18 protein-coding genes are annotated in these 19,855 nt (G+C 47.1%); 10 read left to right on the top strand and 8 right to left on the bottom strand.

The window, feature by feature from the left end; genetic code table 11:
* Positions 1–48 precede the first annotated feature (48 nt).
* The gene (locus QUB26_RS23435; protein ID WP_333319942.1) at positions 49–3,390 is read right to left on the bottom strand and encodes a PAS domain S-box protein; all 3,342 of its coding nucleotides are present in this window, start codon (positions 3,388–3,390) and stop codon (positions 49–51) included.
* 409 nt (positions 3,391–3,799) lie between these two features.
* A complete protein-coding gene (locus QUB26_RS23430) occupies positions 3,800–4,459 on the bottom strand; it encodes an HAD family hydrolase (RefSeq protein WP_333319940.1) in 660 nt (219 codons plus the stop codon).
* A 111-nt stretch (positions 4,460–4,570) separates the two neighbouring features.
* On the opposite strand from QUB26_RS23430, the gene QUB26_RS23425 reads away from it, so the two are divergent.
* Together QUB26_RS23425 and QUB26_RS23420 are read left to right on the top strand one after the other, a co-directional pair.
* A complete protein-coding gene (locus tag QUB26_RS23425; protein WP_333319938.1) occupies positions 4,571–5,335 on the top strand; it encodes a Uma2 family endonuclease in 765 nt (254 codons plus the stop codon).
* A 293-nt stretch (positions 5,336–5,628) separates the two neighbouring features.
* Entirely contained in the window at positions 5,629–7,437 is a 1,809-nt protein-coding gene (locus tag QUB26_RS23420; protein ID WP_333319936.1) for an aspartate kinase, read from the top strand.
* 119 nt (positions 7,438–7,556) lie between these two features.
* On the opposite strand, the gene QUB26_RS23415 is transcribed toward QUB26_RS23420, so the two are convergent.
* Together QUB26_RS23415 and dcm are read right to left on the bottom strand one after the other, a co-directional pair.
* Positions 7,557–7,997, bottom strand: coding sequence for a DUF29 family protein (locus QUB26_RS23415; RefSeq protein ID WP_333243198.1), 441 nt, complete (start codon positions 7,995–7,997; stop codon positions 7,557–7,559).
* 88 nt (positions 7,998–8,085) lie between these two features.
* Positions 8,086–9,138, bottom strand: a complete 1,053-nt coding sequence (gene dcm / locus QUB26_RS23410; RefSeq protein ID WP_333319934.1) for a DNA (cytosine-5-)-methyltransferase — start codon at positions 9,136–9,138, stop codon at positions 8,086–8,088.
* Positions 9,139–9,597: 459 nt separating this feature from the next.
* On the opposite strand from dcm, the gene QUB26_RS23405 reads away from it, so the two are divergent.
* On the top strand, positions 9,598–9,981 hold the full coding sequence (locus QUB26_RS23405; protein WP_333066492.1) for a DUF4346 domain-containing protein: 384 nt from the start codon (positions 9,598–9,600) through the stop codon (positions 9,979–9,981).
* Between the two features lie 60 nt (positions 9,982–10,041).
* On the opposite strand, the gene psb32 is transcribed toward QUB26_RS23405, so the two are convergent.
* Positions 10,042–10,764 carry a photosystem II repair protein Psb32 gene (gene psb32 / locus QUB26_RS23400; protein WP_333223532.1) on the bottom strand — a complete coding sequence of 241 codons (723 nt, stop codon included), beginning with the start codon at positions 10,762–10,764 and terminating at the stop codon, positions 10,042–10,044.
* 132 nt (positions 10,765–10,896) lie between these two features.
* Here psb32 and QUB26_RS23395 point away from each other — a divergent pair, with 132 nt between their 5' ends.
* Complete coding sequence (locus QUB26_RS23395; protein ID WP_333319932.1) at positions 10,897–11,127, top strand: hypothetical protein; 231 nt, start codon at positions 10,897–10,899, stop codon at positions 11,125–11,127.
* 151 nt (positions 11,128–11,278) lie between these two features.
* On the opposite strand, the gene QUB26_RS23390 is transcribed toward QUB26_RS23395, so the two are convergent.
* A complete protein-coding gene (locus QUB26_RS23390; protein ID WP_333319948.1) occupies positions 11,279–11,824 on the bottom strand; it encodes an NADPH-dependent FMN reductase in 546 nt (181 codons plus the stop codon).
* A 701-nt stretch (positions 11,825–12,525) separates the two neighbouring features.
* Here QUB26_RS23390 and ftsH point away from each other — a divergent pair.
* Positions 12,526–14,460, top strand: a complete 1,935-nt coding sequence (gene ftsH / locus QUB26_RS23385; protein WP_333253617.1) for an ATP-dependent zinc metalloprotease FtsH — start codon at positions 12,526–12,528, stop codon at positions 14,458–14,460.
* 154 nt (positions 14,461–14,614) lie between these two features.
* Here ftsH and QUB26_RS23380 read toward each other — a convergent pair whose 3' ends face one another.
* Both QUB26_RS23380 and QUB26_RS23375 read right to left on the bottom strand, forming a co-directional pair.
* A complete protein-coding gene (locus tag QUB26_RS23380) occupies positions 14,615–15,169 on the bottom strand; it encodes a M23 family metallopeptidase (RefSeq protein WP_333207798.1) in 555 nt (184 codons plus the stop codon).
* A gap of 268 nt (positions 15,170–15,437) precedes the next feature.
* On the bottom strand, positions 15,438–15,647 hold the full coding sequence (locus QUB26_RS23375) for a hypothetical protein (RefSeq protein WP_333243209.1): 210 nt from the start codon (positions 15,645–15,647) through the stop codon (positions 15,438–15,440).
* Between the two features lie 6 nt (positions 15,648–15,653).
* Between QUB26_RS23375 and QUB26_RS23370 the strand changes: the two genes are divergently transcribed.
* The 5 genes from QUB26_RS23370 to QUB26_RS23350 all read left to right on the top strand — a co-directional run bounded on the left by QUB26_RS23370 (position 15,654) and on the right by QUB26_RS23350 (position 19,690).
* Complete coding sequence (locus tag QUB26_RS23370) at positions 15,654–16,037, top strand: hypothetical protein (protein ID WP_333223536.1); 384 nt, start codon at positions 15,654–15,656, stop codon at positions 16,035–16,037.
* A gap of 175 nt (positions 16,038–16,212) precedes the next feature.
* Positions 16,213–16,578, top strand: coding sequence for a DUF4087 domain-containing protein (locus QUB26_RS23365; protein ID WP_333319930.1), 366 nt, complete (start codon positions 16,213–16,215; stop codon positions 16,576–16,578).
* 37 nt (positions 16,579–16,615) lie between these two features.
* Positions 16,616–18,064, top strand: a complete 1,449-nt coding sequence (locus QUB26_RS23360) for an ATP-dependent DNA helicase RecQ (protein WP_333319928.1) — start codon at positions 16,616–16,618, stop codon at positions 18,062–18,064.
* A 195-nt stretch (positions 18,065–18,259) separates the two neighbouring features.
* The gene (locus QUB26_RS23355; protein ID WP_333319926.1) at positions 18,260–19,225 is read left to right on the top strand and encodes an RluA family pseudouridine synthase; all 966 of its coding nucleotides are present in this window, start codon (positions 18,260–18,262) and stop codon (positions 19,223–19,225) included.
* Between the two features lie 30 nt (positions 19,226–19,255).
* Positions 19,256–19,690: a hypothetical protein gene (locus tag QUB26_RS23350; protein WP_333319924.1), complete on the top strand. Its 435-nt coding sequence runs from the start codon at positions 19,256–19,258 to the stop codon at positions 19,688–19,690.
* Positions 19,691–19,855: the final 165 nt, after the last annotated feature.

Here is a 19,855-nt window from a genome sequence, read left to right as displayed (position 1 = left end):
CACAAATGATTCGAGGATTGCTATATCCTGATTAGCGTCGTCCTGATGTCAACGAATTGGAATTTCGATGATAAATTCAGTGCCTTTACCGGGTTCCGAGTGACACTGCAATTTGCCGTTGTGTTTTTCAACGACAATTTGGTGAGAAATTGATAAACCCAAACCTGTGCCTTTACCTACGGGTTTTGTGGTAAAAAATGGGTCAAATAAACGCACAATATGATCTTCGGGAATGCCCTGACCGTTGTCTTTAATCCGAATTAAAATGCTCTGGTCATCAATCGTTTCAGTTTGAATGGTAATAGTAGGAAAGGTAGAATCTGCGGTGTCTTTGGCTTGGCTGCTGCTTTCTTCCAAGGCGTCGATCGCATTTGCCAATACATTCATAAATACCTGATTTAACAGTCCGGGATGACAGTTTACTTGCGGCAGTTCTCCGTATTCTTTAATGACTTTAATGCCCTGCCAGTTGGGTTTGGCTTTCAGTCGGCTGTTCAACATTAACAAGGTACTTTCTAAACCTTCATGAATGTCGGCAGTTTTGATTTTTGCTTCGTCCGCCCGCGAGAAATTTCGGAGAGTTTGAATAATTTCTACAATGCGCTCGCATCCGGTTTGCATTGAATTGAGCAATTTTGGCAGGTCTTTTGCTAGAAATTCTAAGTCTATATCTTCGGCTTGTTGCTGAATTTTTGTAGGGGAATTTGGGTACTCTTCTTGATAGACTTGCACGATTTCCAACAAGTCTAGAACGTAGCCTCGGACGTGGCAGAGGTTGCCTGCGACAAAGCCAACTGGGTTGTTAATTTCGTGGGCAATTCCTGCTAGCACCTGTCCGAGGGAAGACATTTTTTCGGTTTGTACTAACTGCATTTGAGTTTGCTGCAAGTCGCGCAAAGCTGTTTGCAATTCTTGGGATTTTTGCCGATCGCGCGAGGCGGCGGCGGCCCGTTCTTCCTCAACTCCGATCGCCCCGGCAATAATTCCGATCAGCTTGCAGTCGGCTTCTGTGGGCGCGATCGACTCAGTGTAGAGAACGCACATCGCACCCACATAATTGTCGCCCAGCCGCACTGCTTGTCCCAGATAGCTTCGCAGTTGATAGCGGATGACAGCGGGATCGATTTGGCCGTAGATCGTGTTCTGCAAGTCAGGAATGGCAACAGCCCGATCGCTTCCTTTGCTGCATACGTCGGTGCAGATGTGGCCCTCGGCGCGATCGACCAGCGGGTAGTCCGGCGGCGCTTGCCAAGTCGCGATCGCTTGCAGCAGTCCGCCACCGACGTGGCTGTAGATGGCGCAGTTTCCGCCCAAAAGCTCGCCGGCTAAGGATGTCAGGCGCTGGATGTTCTCAGCGGCGTCGGTGGTGAATCCCAAAAAGCACTCGTTGATTTTGCTGAGGCGGTACTCTGCTTGCCGGCGCGCGGTCATGTCGCGGGAGTTGATCACAATTCCTTTCACAGCGGGGTCTGCTAGCAAGTTGATGCCGACACCTTCGAGAAAACACCAAGAACCGTCAGCGCGGCGGAACCGACCTTCTAGGGCGATGGGAACGCCTGGATTTGCGATCAGTTTTTCGCCGTCGGAAATCACCGAGGCAATGTCGTCAGGGTGGATCGAATCGAGAGCAATTTGACGATCGAGTTCAAGGGGTTCGTAGCCCAAAACTCTTTCTACAGAAGGGCTTTCGTAAACAATGCGACCGCTAGCATCGAGAATAGTAATGATGTCGGAACTGTTGAGAATCAGCGATCGCCACTTAGCCTCATTTTGGAACAAAGCTGACTCGGCTTCTTTGCGATCGGTAATATCCTCTACCATTTGCAAAATAAACTGTGGCGTTCCCTGACTGCTGTCGATGACAGAGGTGCTGAGGCGTCCCCACCTGATGCTGCCGTCTTGGCGGAGGTAGCGCTTCTCGATTTGGTAAGCTTCGCGGGTGCCCGCGACTAACTGTTGGCGCAACTCGCGCGAAACTTGTGCGTCTTCCGGGTGCGCGCAGTCGTCGAGGCCGAGACCCCGCAGTTGAGCTTCCGATCGCCCCAGCATAGCTTGAAATGCCGGATTAGTGGCGATCGCAACACCTTCGAGGGTAGCGACTACCATGCCGATCGCAGCGCGTTCAAAAATTGCCCGAAACCGCTGTTCGCTGTCGCGCAAAGCTGCATCCGCTGCCACTTCCTGCGTGATGTCCCGCCCCGCCACTGCCAAACCTTTGCGCGAACCGTCAGGGTTGAACAGTGGCACTTTTCGCACTTCAAACAAATTGCTGCCGCCTGTGGGCAAGGGGACAATTTGGCGGCTGGAGGTAAGAGTGCCTGCTTCCCAGGTGGTTTCGTCGGTTTCCTGCCAAGTTAGCAGGATTTCTCTGACTCTGGGATCGGCGGCTGCAGCGAGTTCGGCAGTAGTTTTGCCCTGGTAGTCTGCGGTTTCCCAGCCCAAAAGTTGGAGGGCGCAGTCGTTGGCAATCAGCCAGCGCCCCTCGCTGTCTGTGAGGTTGATCGCGTCGGGGACGGCGTTGATCGCGGTTTTCAGCCAGTATTGTTGATTTCGCAGGGCTGCTTCGGCGCGCTTGCGATCGGCGATCTCGGCGACGGTTCCTTCGTAGTAAAGGAGTTCGCCATCTTCGTCGCGGACTTCGCGCACGTTTTCCGAGATCCAGGTAGTGCTGCCGTCTTGGCGGCGGACGCAAGACTCAAACTCTTTCAGAGAGCCGTTTTTGCTGATTTCTGCCATGAAGGAAGCGCGGCGGGTGCGATCGGCGTAAATGTTTTTTGCCGAACATTTTGCGATCAGTTCTGACGGGGAATCGTAGCCGTACATTCGGGCGAGTGCCTGGTTGGCGCTGAGGTAGCGCCCGTCTGGGGCGGTTTGAAATATGCCTTCGGTGGCGTTTTCAAAGATGCTGCGGTATTTTGCCTCGGCTTGTTTGAGGGCTTCTTCTGCTTGGAAGCGATCGGTGATATCAGATTGAACGCCGATGAAGTGGGTGACGAGTCCGCTGCTGTCGCGCACCGGCGAGATGGTGAGTTCGTTCCAGAAGGCGGTGCCGTCTTTGCGGTAGTTTTTCAGAACTACTTTGCAGTCGTGTTGTTCTTTCAGGGCTACGCGGATGCGATCGACGGCAGCGCGATCGGTATCCGGGCCTTGCAGAAAGCGGCAGTTCTGCCCGATTATTTCGCTGCGATTGTAGCCTGTAATCCGCTCGAAAGCACCGTTGCAATAAACTATAGGCTTGTCCGGCTGGGTAGCGTCCGCGATCGCGATGCCGTTGCTGGTAGCTGCCAGGGCGCGATCGTACAGTCGAAATACTTCTTCTATTAAATTCGGTGTGCCGCCAGTACGAGTCGGCGATAGCGTTTCAGAAGGAATGCTTATATCTATCTGCATGAGTTTCTATAAATTGAGTTTATTGTAGATACCGACTGCCAGCACACCCTAAAGTTTAACAGAATTTCCCTGTTTTCCGAAGGCAGAAGTTAGAAGGCTATCATGCAGAATTTTGGCGCTAAATTCTACCTAAAGAAAATCTGGCTTCCATCGTTTTTTTTTCCTTCTGCCTTCTGCCTTGTGCCTTCTACCTTCAAAGGAATCCTAGTTGTTAATTTATAATAGTTGTTCCCACCATAACTCTATCTCTGGTATGGTTTGCTTGGCAGAGTTTGGGCGGCTTACAAGTTCGGTCATTTATTTTTTTAGTTAAATAAAAAATACATCATCGGGCTCTCGTAAAAAAAATTAATTAAATACTTTATAGTTAAATGATTCAAACTCTTCTCTCAAACAAACCGAGGAAAAATTAATTTTTAACGAACACAGCAAGTTCTGAAATATCGTCGATCGCGAAAGTCGGTTCTAGGGCGAGACACTGAGTGCGATCGCCATATCCGTAAGCCGCCCAACAAACATCTATCCCAGCATTTTTAGCAAACAGCAAATCAATCGCTGTATCGCCAACCATTAAAATTTGACTGTTATCCAACTCCGGGAACAGCGGTTTAATAATCGAGTGAAAAACAGTCGGATTGGGTTTCGGAATTATTTGTCCGTTATCACCTAATATCAAATCAAAAAAACTGTAAATTTTCAAACTCTTTAGTAATACATTAACAAAAGTAACCTGTTTGTTGCTGAAAACTCCCAGGCTCAATCCAGACTGACGCGCCAACTGCAACACTTGCTTTGTCCCGGTAAATAACTCTACCTGCTTTTCACCTTCAGTCCGATAATAAGAGCGGTAAGTTTCAACCCATTCAGGAATTGCGCTTTCCGCGATCGCCGGATGGAGGATTTTAAAGCTATTTGGTAAATTGATGCCGATCGTACCTATAATATTATCAGGAGCAGGCGGAGTAATATTGAAACTTTCAAAAGTTTTGGTAAAGCAAAATACAATAGCTTTGTGAGTAATTGCCAAAGTGCCGTCGAAGTCGAAAATAATTAACTTGTACTGACTCATATTATTTAAAATATTCTATATAGCAATCGGAGGTTTACCACGACATAATAGCCTAATTAATCTTTCCTTCCCCAATTATAAGTATAATTTTTCAACATTCAAGAGGTCAACATGAGTGTCACCGAAAAACCAGAAATTATAGCCACAGATTTCCCAGACCACACTCAATTACCAGACTCAGACGGTACTTTTGTGAAAAACTTTCAAGAACACCCTCAAAGCATCCTGTTAACAACATCAATTAGACCGATTTTAGACCAAGTTCATCCCGACGGGCAATACTGCATCGGTCAAGATTCCGGTATTTATTGGCGGGTAGCCCAACCCCCGGAACCGCCAGAAAGAGGAGCCGAAGCACCTGATTGGTTTTACGTGCCCGACGTGCCGCCAACTCTTGACGGAAATCTTCGCCGATCCTATGTAATGTGGCGGGAATTAATGCCGCCTCTGATTGTACTTGAATTTGTTTCTGGCGATGGCAGTGAAGAAAGAGATAGGACTCCTCGGCAGGGAAAATTCTGGATTTACGAGCGGATAATTCGACCTGCTTTTTACGGCATTTATGAAGTCAAAAAAGCCAAAATAGAATGCTATCATTTGGTAGAAGATAGATTTGAGTTACTGCCGGAAAATCAGCGCGGACATTACCAAATCGCACAAATAGGAGTGGAATTAGGCATTGGGCAAGGGGTTTATCAGGGCGTAGAACTGCCTTGGCTGCGCTGGTGGGATGCCTCCGGGAATTTGCTGCCGGCGACCGAGGAACGGGCAGAACAAGCAGAATTAGTGGCAGAAGAAGAACGGCAAAGGCGAATAGAAGCAGAGCTGCGAATTCAAGCTTTGGAGGCGCGTTTGCGAGAGTTAGAAGGAGGCTAATTCGACTTGAGATTTTAGATTTTAGATTTTAGATTGGGGATGACTGATGATTATCGGGGTTGGGATCTTCATAAGTCATTGGCAATTCTTCAATTCTTTAATCAAAAATCTAAATTCCCATCAGTCGCAGGTTGCGGTAGGGACACGGCAATTCAGTCTCCCTAGGAACATCATGTGCTGTAAAAACCCGATCGCCTAGCAGCCTCCTCAGAAACAATATAAACATTCATCGGTTATTATCAAAAATTTGCGTATATTAGCTTAAGTATTGCATCACTTTTTGTGTAAGTCCTATGGCACTAATTGTTCAGAAATATGGCGGAACCTCGGTTGGTACAGTCGATCGCATTTTGGAAGTAGCCAGACGAGTAGTAAAAACAGCACAGCTCGGCAACTCTCTCGTTGTCGTACTTTCAGCGATGGGCAAAACCACCGACGGTTTAGTTAAACTCGCCAAGGAAATTTCCCCAAATCCCAACAAGCGGGAAATGGATATGTTGCTTTCCACTGGGGAACAAGTCTCGATCGCACTTTTGAGCATGGCATTGCAGGAAATGGGACAGCCGGCAATTTCCCTCACCGGCGCCCAAGTCGGCATTGTCACCGAAGCCGCCCACACCCGCGCCCGGATTTTGCGAATTGACCCAAATCGGCTTGAAAGCCAGTTAAAAAGCGGTAAAGTCGTTGTGGTTGCGGGTTTCCAAGGTATCGCCGATGCCGGAGAATTGGAAATTACCACCTTGGGGCGTGGCGGTTCCGACACAACCGCAGTAGCCCTCGCTGCAGCGCTGCGGGCCGACAGATGCGAAATTTATACCGACGTGCCCGGAATTCTGACTACAGATCCGCGCTTGGTTGCCGACGCGCAATTGATGGACGAAATCACTTGCGACGAAATGCTGGAATTGGCGAGTTTGGGCGCAAAAGTCCTCCACCCGCGCGCGGTAGAAATTGCCAAGAATTACGGCGTGCCCCTAGTAGTGCTTTCTAGCTGGAGTGACGCCCCCGGTACCCGTGTAGTGTCCCCACCCCCGCAACCCCGGCCTTTGGAGGGCTTGGAGCTCGCAAAAGCCGTCGATGCGGTGGAATTTGACTTAGATCAGGCGGGGGTGTCGCTACTGCGTTTGCCCGATCGCCCCGGTGTAGCAGCGCGGTTGTTTGGTGCGATCGCCCAACAAAACCTCGATGTAGACTTAATTATCCAGTCAATTCATGAAGGAAATACTAACGATATTGCCTTCACAGTGACGCGAAAATCTCTGCAACAAGCCACCGCCGTTGCAGATGCAATTATCCCCGCCCTCGGCAAAAATTCTCGCCCAGAATTGGGAGAACCGGAAGTGAAAGCAGAAGAGCGGCCCATAGCTAAAGTTAGCATTGCGGGTGCGGGAATGATCGGTCGTCCTAGGGTAGCGGCGCAGATGTTTAAGACTTTAGCGGATGCGGGAATTAACATTCAAATGATTTCTACTTCCGAGGTGAAAGTTAGTTGTGCGATCGATGCCGAAGATTGCGATCGGGCTGTTGCCGAACTCTGCAAAACATTTGATGTTGCCAACTCCCCTATCGGGCTGCGTTCATCATCTCAAAAACCGCCTGCAGTCCGCGCCGTTGCGTTGGATCTCAATCAAGCGCGTCTGGCAATTCGCCAATTGCCCGATCGACCCGGAGTAGCAGCAAAACTGTTCGGACTTTTAGCCGAGGAAAATATCAGCGTAGATACAATCATTCAGTCGCAGCGCTGTCACAATATCGACGGTATCTTAACTCGCGACATCGCATTTACCGTAGCACAAATTGACGCCGAAGCTGCTAAAATAGTCCTCGAAAAAGCCGCCCCAGAATTCGGATGGGGCGAAGTAGCAGTCGATACACAAATTGCCAAAGTTAGCGTTGTCGGTTCCGGGATGGTAGCGCATCCGGGAGTAGCAGCAAAGATGTTTGAAGCGCTTTCCCGCCAGCAAATCAACATTCAAATGATTGCAACTTCCGAGATTAAAATTAGCTGCGTTGTGGATGAAGGACAAGGAGTAACTGCTTTGAAGGCAATTCACGCAGCCTTTGAACTTGCCGGCACTGAAAGAATCCAAGTTCCAGCTTAAGACAAGTAGGGAAATGGCACTGCCGTGTCCTTACAAAAATCGAGGAGACGGCAGTGCCGTTTCCCTACCTCAATTAATTGTAGGGAAACGGCACTGCCGTCTCCTGACTTTGGGTAACTTTAGTCCTTATCTTCAGCTTCTTGTGAAATTAAAGTCATTGCTTGATTAATAAGTGCCTCTTGATTCACTAACTGCGACAATTCTCTTGGTTCATAACGCCCTTCTTCCACTTCTAGGGAAGCTTTGTTAATAGCTTGTAGATACGCCATTTCTAAAACAATGAGTAACTCTTCTAGAGGTAAGTAAAAACCCGCGCCTCTCGGTCGCTTATTTTCCTCCTGAATTTCTAGAACCGAGTTCCGAATCGAGATATCCCAAGAGCGAGTTGTGCGATTTTCAGCTTGCTGTTTAATCAGATGCAATAGTAAAATCACTGCATAGCTGCGAATAGTTTTAATGATGTCTTTTTTGCTCATTTCTTCTAGTTCTTCAACTATAGCTAATGACCCAGGTATATCCCCTTTTAGCAGTAAGCTTTTTAAGGTGAGTAATTCTTCCATGACGACTATATCTATCTTGGGTGACTTATATTATAGCTCAAAGTTAGCGCTTGGTTAATTCTAAAATTGTTTAATAAGAAAGTTAATCTCAAGTAAGAGTGTTAACTAGAGTCTCAACTGGTTCCCGAAGCCGGGACTCTGGACATCTTTGTAGTTCCTTCTTTTCATCATACAATAAATTTTGACTTAATATTTCTTGGGCGATCGCCTCCACAACCGGTACACAAACCGAATTCCCAATTTGCTTGTAACTTTCCCCCGCACTCGGATAAGTTTTAAAATCTTCAGGAAAACCCATAAGACGGTAACATTCCTTCAGCGTCAACTTTCTCACCCTATCTTGCTCAGGAATGTAGATAAAAAACCTGCCCGATGTTTCTTGCGAAGGAATTGTCGGATGCACTCCATCTACCGAATAAATGCGATTAGGCTGTCTGTGAACTCTCGATAAATGTTCTGTATTCGGCCTCACGCCAGTTTTCCAAGTACCTTTATTTCTGTAACCTACAAATAAAAGTCCCGAATCTTGCTTTCTCGGAGACTCAATTAAAGTATACTCGGATTTATCCAATATTTCAAAATCCCCTGTCTTGTCTAGAAACTGCCTGAGTTTTGGAGTCAACTGGATTTTAAGCCGAGAAAAATTGAATGGTTTACCTTGAGTTGCAATAATAAATATTCTTTCACGATGTTGAGCAATTCCAAAGTCTTTAGCATTCAGCATTTTGTAATTCACGCTGTATCCCAAATCTTCAAGACTGGCAATAATTACTTTTAAGGTATTTCCCTTGTCATGATGGATTAAGTGCTTGACATTTTCGAGAACAACTACTTGAGGTTGCTTAATTTTGATAATTTTACAAATATCAAAAAATAGCGTACCTCTAGTATCTTCAAAACCTAGCTTTTTGCCACAGATGCTAAAAGGTTGGCACGGAAACCCTGCGACTAAAATCTCAAAGTCTTCTAACTCGACGGGATTAATTTTACTGATATCTCCAAAAGGAACCTCACCGAAATTATCCGTGTAAACTTGTCGGCATTTGCTGTTAATTTCGCAGGAAAAAACGCATTCAAAGCCCATTTTTTCAAAACCTTGTCTGAAACCTCCAATTCCTGAAAATAAATCTATAAATTTCATTTATAATTAAATCCCAAAATTACTCACCCCAATGATAACTCACCGAAGAGCACTATTCTCAAGAACAGGCAAGATGCCTGTTCCACAAAGAGTGAATTTCTGGTGGTGGGCAGGACAACCCGGTCTTGAAAAGCTGATTGCAAATGGTGCAATATCTCAGTGATAACATATTTTGTTTCTCTCTCTTATTTCACTCTGCGTTTTCTGCGTTCTCTGCGGTTCATTCTATCAAGTTCAACAAGTCTTGTGACAGTCCTCAATCTTATACCACTCATTAAAAGTCGCAGCAGCCACCGCCGGACACGGCAATGCCCTGTCCCCACAGATATCGGATAGAATGTCGATCGCCCGAAAATTCCCCCCGCATTCAACCAACCAATGTCCCAAACTTGTCCCACAGCCGACTAAACTAGAAATAGCAAAAAAAATATAGCTATTCTTTACTTCCTTTCACCAACCATGAGTCAAACATTGGAAAACCTCACCGCAATCGATGACAAGCTATCCAAACGCCACATCGACCTCGATCCAGGCGGCTACTTCATCATCTATCTCGATCGCGAAACCAGCTTAATTTGTGCCAAACATTTCACCAACATCATCGACGATCGAGGCCTCGCCGTCGATCCCGAAACTGGTAAACCCATCCCCGCCCGCGGCAAAGTAGAACGCACTCAGTCCACACTTTTTACCGGCAGAACCGCCAAAGAACTTTGTGTCAAAATCCTAGAAGAAACCCGCCCCAGCCCGGTGACAATGTTAGATCACGCGGCTTATCTGGGACGGGAATTTGTACGGGCAGAAATTGCTTTGTTGAGCGATCGAGAATACGTTCAAGATTAGTGCAGCCCTGCCATATTTTCTTGACAAAACGGCAACCGATCGGATGCAAGCAGCACCCGATCACGAAAAACCTTGATACCAGAAATAAGTCACCATCGGAATCACTGTCGCCAACACCAACAGCACAACCACAACAACTGTGGCATTGCCTTGATCTGTTTCTTCAGCTTTTTTAAACGTGCCTTCAACTTGAATGTTGTCAACAACTTCAGGAGGACCCGGATCGGGTTCGCCCGACAAAACAGTTGCAATGCGCGTACTTGCAGCCGCAAATGCCTCGTTGTATTTATTCGCTTCCCGCAGCGGCACTTGCACAGTTTCCCCGGCCACACTCTGGGCAATTTCATCGGTTAGCAGGGATTTCACCCCTTCCCCCGTCCGAATTGCCGCGCTGTTGGTAACAGTGTCGAGAACGAGTAAAATTTGATTAGTCTGGTCTTCTTTTGTGGGAAACCACTGTTCAAACAGTTGGTCGGTGAAAGTGGCAGCCGTTTCACCGTAGTCTAAGCGGTGGATGGTGACAAATCGGACTTGTTTCCCTGTTTTGTTTTCCAGGTTGTCGAGCACGCTGCTGATATTGCTTTCGCTGCTGCGGCTGAGCACGTCGCCTTTGTCGAACACCCAAGTTCGATCGCCCGCCGACAACACCGGTATTTCGTACACGCCAGTCGCCAATGCCGGCAATACCGCCATCTGGGATGCGATTAGGGCGATCGCGATCGTCGCGGCCAAAGGTTGGAGATATTTTCTCCAGTTAAATAATTGCTTCAGGAGTCTGGTCATGAGGTTAACCGTAAAACTGACTTTTTTCCAAAAATACTATAGAAACCCCCGTAAAATTCATTTTATGCAGGGCAATATTTACAATTAGCTAGTCAGTGGAACTCCCCGCCCGATTATTTTAGGATTCTAACTATGGAACCAGCAGACACTTATAAAGGTTGGATTATTCAATCCCAGAAAGTCTTCTACGTCGAGGTTTGGGATAGCCGCGGCAACCGCCACGTCGCCGTCCAAAATGCCAAGACAGAGGAGGAAGCTTTGGAATTGGCCAAAAAGTGGATAGACAAATATGAGTCAAAACCCGGAAGAATGCCGATCAACGTACCCCATCCTTTCGGAGACATGATCGATATGCCATTTTGACTCAGTTGACTGTTGACTGTTAACTGTTACATTACAGCTTGTAGGGTGCTCTGCTAGAGAGAAAGCCTCTTCAAATCGAGAAATTATGGCAACTGACGTATCCGAATAATATGCCAGTTGCGTCCAGGAATGCGTTTTTCCTGAAAGACAATTACGAAATTCCTCGCAATTTCCGCGTATTTTCCACTAAACTCCGAGCAAATTCGTCGAACCTTTCAGACAGTTTTTCATCCAATAATTTACCATCAGGACTAAAAGCTTTCCAAGCTTGTCCGATCGCAATTTGTTCGGGAATTACCCAAGCGTGCACCCATCTCAAAATGGTTCGCAAATCGTTGAGTGCGTTGCTGTTAACTTGCCCTCCCAAAACGCTAATCCCACCCGCAACTTTCCCGTCCAAATGCTCAAAACTCATCAAATCCAGGGCATTCTTGAGAGCACCGCTGACGCTACCGTGATACTCCGGCGTTGCCAAAATCAAGCCGTCGGCTTGCTTAACCGCATTTCGCAGCTTTTCCACATCCGGGTAATCGAGATAATCATTCTCACCATTGCAGAATGGCAGATTGAGCGATCGCAAATCCAATATTTCAACTTCCGCGCCCAAAGCCTGCGCCCGTTCTGCTGCCACCTTCAACGCTAACTGGCTGTAGGAGCCAGCCCGCAAACTTCCACCAATGCCGACAATTTTTACCATAAAGCTTAAAAACAATAACTGCTTGACTAAAACGTACTCATTACGAGTATGATTAACATAGCAAGTTCGATCGACAACTGTCAATCGATTTTAGATTTGAGATTTGAGATTTTAGATTTACCGACGGAACCCAGAAACCGGGTTTTTTGAGCAAAATCCATCGATTTGAGATTTGAGATTTGAGATTTGAGATTTGAGATTTACGGAGGGAGCCGAGAAACCGGGTTTTTTGAGCAAAATCCTGGGTTATAGCCCGCAAATTAGGTAAAAAACCCGGTTTCTTGAGGAGCCGTGGGTAAGTTCAGTGGAGGGAGCCGAGAAACCGGGTTTTTTGAGCAAAATCCTGGGTTATAGCCCGCAGATTAGGTAAAAAACCCGGTTTCTTGAGCAGCCGTGGATTCAAAACCCCCCCCTTGAGCAGGGCGGTTTCATTCTCACGAAAATCAGGCTTTTTTAGGGGCGGTGCGACCCCTACTCCCCGTGCCCGCCCCCACCCACAGACCATTGCACAGGCGTTTCAGACATGGGGGCAACCACGGGGGGATTGCCCCTACCGAGAATGAACCCCCCCCTCAAGAGGGGCATCTTAAGATGCCCACGAGAGATAAACCCATCCAACACCCGCCATCTTGTTAAAATAAATGAACGTAGCAAACCACAAGCGGTCAATCTTGGCAGTCTTCAACCTTGGGCAAAGCAATATGAAAAATTCTTGGAAACACGCATGGCTGGGGCATCTAGCTGTAAACAAAGACAAGTCGAGCCAGAATCCTAAAAAATCAATTCCAGGACGGAATCTTTGGCGCATCCTGGGCAGTTTGGTGATTTCTCAAGGAATATTGCTCTCGACCCCGGTGTTTGCCGAGAGTGCGCCAAACACCATGAGTTACAGCCAACTCATCGACAACATAGAAAAAGGGCAAGTCAGTAAAATCGAAGTAGACGAAACTCAAAGAACTGCCAAGGTTAGGCTAAAAAATCAAAAAAGCGATCAAACCCAATCAGTTAGTCTGTTCGACTACAACAACCGAGAACTGTACTCGCAAATCCGCGCCAAAAAGATTGACTTTGAAGTCAAACAAACAGCAGATAACGCAGCAGCAGTCAGTTTAGTAATAAACTTGCTAGTGATTTTTGCAGTCTTGGCAGTGCTGATGGCAATCCTGCGCCGATCGACCCAATCTCAAGGAAATGCCATGAACTTCGGCAAATCCAGAGCCCGTTTCCAAATGGAAGCCAAAACCGGCGTGATGTTCGACGACGTAGCAGGCATCGAAGAAGCTAAAGAAGAACTGCAAGAAGTCGTAACCTTCCTCAAAAAACCCGAACGCTTCAACGCCATCGGCGCCAAAATTCCCAGAGGAGTTCTGTTAATCGGGCCTCCCGGAACCGGCAAAACAATGCTGGCCAAAGCCATCGCAGGCGAAGCAGCCGTCCCCTTCTTCAGCATCTCCGGTTCCGAATTTGTCGAAATGTTTGTCGGAGTTGGCGCCTCCCGCGTCCGCGACTTGTTCAAGAAAGCTAAAGAAAATTCGCCCTGCATCGTCTTCATCGACGAAATAGACGCCGTAGGAAGGCAGCGCGGCGCTGGTATCGGCGGCGGCAACGACGAACGCGAACAAACTCTCAACCAGTTGCTGACAGAAATGGACGGCTTTGAGGGTAACAGCGGCGTGATTGTGATTGCAGCTACTAACCGGCCCGACGTGCTAGATACCGCCCTGCTGCGGCCCGGCAGGTTCGATCGACAAGTAACGGTAGATTTACCCAGTTACAAAGGGCGTTTGGGGATTTTGCAAGTTCACGCGCGCAACAAAAAACTCGACCCAGAAGTTGCCCTAGACACGATCGCCCGCCGGACTCCCGGCTTTTCCGGCGCTGACTTGGCAAACTTGCTCAACGAAGCAGCAATTCTCACTGCGAGGCGTCGCAAAGACACGATTACTAACTTAGAAGTTCACGACGCGATCGACCGGATCACGATCGGGCTTACCCTCAACCCGCTGCTGGATAGCAAGAAAAAGTGGATGACAGCATACCACGAAGTCGGACACGCCCTAGTCGCGACCATGCTCAAAAATGCCGACCCGGTGGAAAAAGTAACGATTATTCCGCGTTCCGGCGGGGTCGAAGGCTTTACTAGCTTTGTGCTCGACGACGAAATGCTCGACAGCGAAGGTTTGAGAAGTCGGGCTTTGCTGTTAAACCGAATTAAAGTAGCTTTGGGGGGACGGGCGGCGGAGGCCGAAATTTATGGCGATGCTGAAATCGACACCGGTGCCGGTAGTGATCTCAGAAAAGTTAGCAGTCTCGCGAGGGAGATGGTAACGCTTTACGGAATGTCGGATTTGGGGCCTGTGGCTTTGGAAAGTCCGAACAATGAGGTGTTTTTAGGCCAAAACTGGAATTCGCGATCGGAGTATTCCGAAGAAATGGCAATCAAGATCGATCGCCAAGTCCGGGAAATTGCCTTTGAGTGCTACGAAGAAGCTCGCCGAATTATCCGCGAAAATCGGGATTTGGTAGACAAACTTGTCGAAGCGCTGTTGGATGAAGAAACGATCGACGGCGATGAATTCCGCCAAATTGTCGATCGCTACACCGAGGTAAACAAAAAAGAGTTGGCACCAACATAAAGAGTCATTAGTCATTAGTTATTCAAGTTTGTAGTGATGACTTTATTCCTCATTCTCGAAAAAATCAGGACTTTACTCATTACTACAAACCCCAAAAATGACTACTAACTAATGACTAATGACTAATGACTAATGACTACTAACTAATGACTAATTAAGATTGTTGCGCGTACATTTCCCGGAGAACCAAAGCCGGGTCAACCCAGCGGCCGCCGTACTTCAATCCCCAGTGCAAGTGAGGCCCACTCGTGCGGCCGGTCATCCCAACTCTGGCAATTCTCGCACCCGCAGGCACTGTTTGACCTTGCCAAATTTGCAAAGTACCTTCGCGATCGGTATAATAACGCCCGCCGTTAGCCGTTAGCACTCGGCCTCTGAGGTGACAGTAGATGTGTTCCCAATTTCCCGATCGCACGATCATACCAGTGCCGCATCGGCCATCTTCCCAAACTTCCACAATTTGCCCGCCCCACCAATTGCGGATATAGCTGCCTTCCGGGGCGGCCAAGTCCAAACCGTAATGAAAATCCCCGCCACGGGGGCCGAAGGGGGAAGTGTAGGTTTCAAAGTTTTCGACTGGAAAAGAAGCTTCTTGCCACAAATTACCCGTCGCTACTCTGGTTGGTAAGCCTGACTGAGCTTTGACCACCTGCTGCTGCAAATAAGGGCTAATCAACACAATGCCGATCGAAAGTGCCAGCAGCAGCATCTGTCTGAGACGAAAAAAGCGTTTTGCCGTCAGCGGGCCTCTAGAGTCTTGCAGGATTTTTTTCACGGCTCAAAGTTAAATGTGTGTGGGAGTGTGCGTTGTCTGTTAGGCTCACATCTTGCACCCTTGTCAATAAAGCTTTCAGGGGCGGGCTTTCCGGCCCAGCCCACAAAAAAATCATCCTTTGTGGAACGGGCCGGAAAGCCCGTTTCTCAGAAGGGTGCAAAATGTAAGTGATGCCAATTCGCTGCAAGATTGGCTTTGAGCTCTACCCGCGATCGCGAATCAGTTTATCAACAACGTGTATCTTACTCCATCCAAAACCCGTGTCAAGGCTTCCGGGTAAATGCCCAGGGGTGATAAAAAAAAGTTGGCAGACTAATTCGTGCTGCGGTTGAATTCGATCGAGCTTTTGCTTGACACTATAGTTAGTTCCTGGATTTTGGATGTCATCCAAAATCTCAAATTCATAACACATCAAGCAATGCTTACTGAAATTTTTCCCTTTAGTTTTGCCATAGACGCAACTGCGATCGCCGGTGCGTCCTTGTGGTCTTTGGCCCTGTACTGGGGCCTGTCGCCCCTCACAGAATGGGTAATCCTGCAACTGAACCGCTGGATGAATTTTGCGGAGAGATCCCTCTACACCTCAGAAGCCGAGTTTGAAAGAACCCGCCAAGCCAGAGAAGCCCAAAATACGTTTTACGCTTCGCTGTTGAGCATTGTACCCTTTTTGATTGTGGGCGGATTGTGCAATTGGGGCGTCGAATTGTCTCTGGGTACTGGTTGGGCGGTATCTATGGGTACGATCGCCTGTATTGGCGGCGGCGTGTACGAGCTCGGCCGCCGAGACGGCGAGGAGTCTTAGGGGATTTTGGATTTTGGATTTTGGACAGGACTTACGCGCAGGTAGTTAGAAACCAGGTTTTTGCGAAAATATTTCGTTGTCACCCGCAGATTCGCTAAAAAACCAGGTTTCTGTTTCTTTTCTCGAAGCGCGTAATTCCTGTATGATTGTCGCTCAAAAATTAGGATGTAAAGCTATGAAACTAAAGTGGTTGATACCTGCAATTATCTCATCTTTTTCGATGGTTATTATTCCTGCGAAAGCGGCTGAAACTAGGTGCGGATGGTTGATAAATCCCACGCCTGCTAATTGGTATCTCAAAGACAAAGATGCTCAGTGGACTATCTCGGTGCAAGGGGGATATCAAGCCGGAGGAATGAACAATATTCCTCCTTTTAACGACGATGAATATGTCAAAACTAATGTTAATTATGGATATGTCTGTGCTTGTTTAAATGTGGTGACAGATAGAAATCGAATGAGAATTACCACGATACAAGGTGGTGAAAAATTACCACTCTCGACTTGTCGAAAAGATCCGAATTTGCCAAAAATTCGTTAGTTGTGGCGAAACCATACAAGTTTTTTAACTCAGTCAAATGAACTTTCAACCCGAATTAACATCATTAAATCAAGCCCGCGCCACATTTAAAAAAAATTGGGGATACGACGACTTTCGCCCGCCCCAAGGAGAAATCGTCGGCAGTTTATTAGCCGGAAAAGACACGCTGATAATTATGCCGACAGGTGGCGGCAAATCCATCTGCTTTCAACTGCCAGCTTTGTTACAAACAGGTTTAACTCTCGTAGTTTCGCCGCTAGTCGCCTTGATGGAAAATCAAGTACAAGAATTGCGCGATCGCAATCTTCCCGCTTCCCTACTTCACAGTCAATTGCCAACAGCGCAGCGCCGACAAACTATGCAGTCGCTGCAACAAAACAAATTAAGATTGCTGTACCTGTCTCCCGAAACATTACTCAGCAAACCAGTTTGGGAAATTATCAGTCAGCCGCACATCCAAATCAACGGTTTAATATTAGATGAAGCTCACTGTTTAGTACAATGGGGTGATACTTTTCGACCAGCTTACCGTCGTTTGGGAACAGTACGGCCGGCTTTGTTGAAAGCTAAACCAGCAAATAGTAAAATTGCGATCGCAGCTTTCACCGCTACCGCCAACCCGGAAGCACAGCAGACAATCAAAAAAGTCTTGCAACTGCAAAAACCAGAAGCATTTTTGCTAAGTCCCTACCGTTCTAATCTGCACCTGCAAGTGCAGACAGTCTGGACGCCGAGAGGACGCAAGCAGCAGTTATTAAATTTTATTAAAGCTCGACCAAAACAAGCAGGTTTAGTCTATGTCCGCACTAGAAAAGATAGCGAAAACTTGGCGAATTTGTTGGAAGCAGCAGGTTATGAAACAGCAGCATATCATGCAGGTTTAAGTCCAGAATCACGACGAAAAATAGAAACAGCTTGGCTGAACAATGACCTTAAATTTGTGACTTGTACATCAGCATTTGGGATGGGAATTAACAAGCCCGATGTTCGGTGGGTTGTTCATTATCAAGCACCTTTGCTATTATCGGAATACATTCAGGAAATTGGTAGAGGCGGACGCGACGGCAAATCGGCGATCGCCCTGACATTGATTAGCGAACCGACGGGTTTGCTTTATCCCGAAGATAAACAAAGAAAGGAATTTTTTCAAGATAAATTGCGATCGCAATACCGAGAAGCTCAGCAATTAGCCAAGAAACTGCCAGTAAAAGGTAATATAGAAGCAGTCTCGGAGGAGTTTCCCGAAAGCGCGATCGCCCTTTCAATCTTGCACAGCAGCGGACAATTAACATGGCAAGATCCTTTTAATTATGCGATCAATAAATCTCCACAGCAAAAAGCGGAAAAATCAAATTTTACCGCAGCGGAAGAAATGTCAAAATATCTCAAACATCGCCAGTGCCGGTGGCAATTTTTGCTGCAAGCTTTTGGGTTTGCCAAGGAAGCTAAATCTATGCGCTGTGGCCACTGCGACAATTGTCGATAGAAAAGACGATTATACTCAAACGACTTAACCACTCCGATCAAAGAAACCGGGTTTTTTACCCAATCTGCAGGCAGAAACGAAGTATTGTGGTGAAAAAACCCGGTTTCTCGCTGCCCGTGCGATCGCGAACTAACTCACAGATGTTATGATGAGGATATTTGCTTTACACACTTGGCAAAAAATAGTAAAAAGTAAATGATAGAAACAGACACTGCGGCACAGATTTACACAGTAGAAAATACAGAGGAATTCGATCGCAGTAATGTCAATCAGCGATTAGATATTTGGCTGTCAAACCAGATACCGGACTTATCCCGATCGCGAATCCAAACCCTCATATCACAAGGTAACGTCAAAGTCAACGACGAAACCTGCACCTCGAAAAAAATATCAGTAAAAACGGGCGATCGCATTCACCTCACATTACCCGAAACCCAGCCCACATCCTTGCAGGCCGAAGCAATTCCCCTCGACATTCTCTACGAAGACGACAGCTTAATTATCATCAACAAACCAGCCGGATTAGTCGTCCACCCAGCCGCCGGACACCAAGACGGTACATTAGTCAACGCTTTGTTAGCCCACTGTCCCCTAGCAGAAATAGGCGGAGTTCAGCGGCCGGGAATCGTGCACAGATTAGACAAAGATACAACAGGTGCGATCGCGATCGCCAAAACCGACATCGCCCACCAACACCTGCAAGCCCAACTCAAAAGCAAAACGGCCCGCCGCGAATATTTAGGCATAGTTTACGGTGCTCCCAACACCGAAACAGGCACAATAGACCTACCCATCGGACGGCATCCCACAGACCGCAAAAAAATGGCAGTAGTACCAGTAGAAAAAGGCGGTCGCCCCGCCGTTACTCACTGGACAATCAAAGAAAGAATCGGCAACTATTGCTTAATGCACTATCAATTAGAAACCGGCCGCACTCATCAAATTCGCGTCCATACAGCGGAAATAAAACATCCGATTGTGGGCGACCCCATGTACAGTTCCAACCGTTCTATCGGCGTCAATTTAACCGGACAAGCCCTCCACGCATGGCGGCTGACATTACAGCATCCCGTAACAGGAGAATTAATAGAGGCGATCGCCCCTTTGCCCGATCAATTCAATACCTTGTTGAAAATATTGCGATTGCGCTCTCACACTTGATATGTTGGACAGTTAACACTGGTAATTTCTATGTCTAAATTTGAGGAACTTTGCAAAGCTTACGCCGCATCCCGGCAAGCATACCGCGAATCCTGCGAAGCTTGTCAGGATTTTAGTGACATTTTTATCACGCAAATGAGCGATTATTTGGAATGCCCGATTCAAAAGCAAAATCAGAAGTTTGATGACAATGGCATTCTGTATTTTGATGGTGCGATCGATGTTTTTGAAAATCCCGAAACTCCCCAAAAGGGCGATCGCGAAACAGTCGAAATATCTTTGAGTGTTAACAAAGTTATTGACAATTTCATTGTCACCGTTTATCCTTGGGGTCACGAATTCAAGATTCTCATTGATGAACCCAGACACTTTGAAGAAGCTTTTGAATACATTTTTGATCGACTCCAATCAGCTTATACTGGCGTAAGTCTGTTACCGTCAGAACCTGATCCTTTACCTTTTTAATGACTAAAGGCCTTACTATAAACATTTTTCCCCCTGCCTTTTTTCTTGATTAAACTTCTTGCCTAAATTTTTGATGTAATAGGCAAACCGCAGATGGAATGAGAATTAAATAACTTCCACAAGATTGTGGGATGGGCGTCCCGCCCGTCCAAAAAGGACGGGCGG

The sequence above is a fragment of the Microcoleus sp. B4-C1 genome (genome assembly GCF_036705285.1).
In the GTDB taxonomy this organism is placed as follows: domain Bacteria; phylum Cyanobacteriota; class Cyanobacteriia; order Cyanobacteriales; family Microcoleaceae; genus Microcoleus.
The sequence above is the reverse complement of the archived record's forward strand: the minus strand, read 5'-3'. Positions and strand labels throughout refer to the sequence as shown.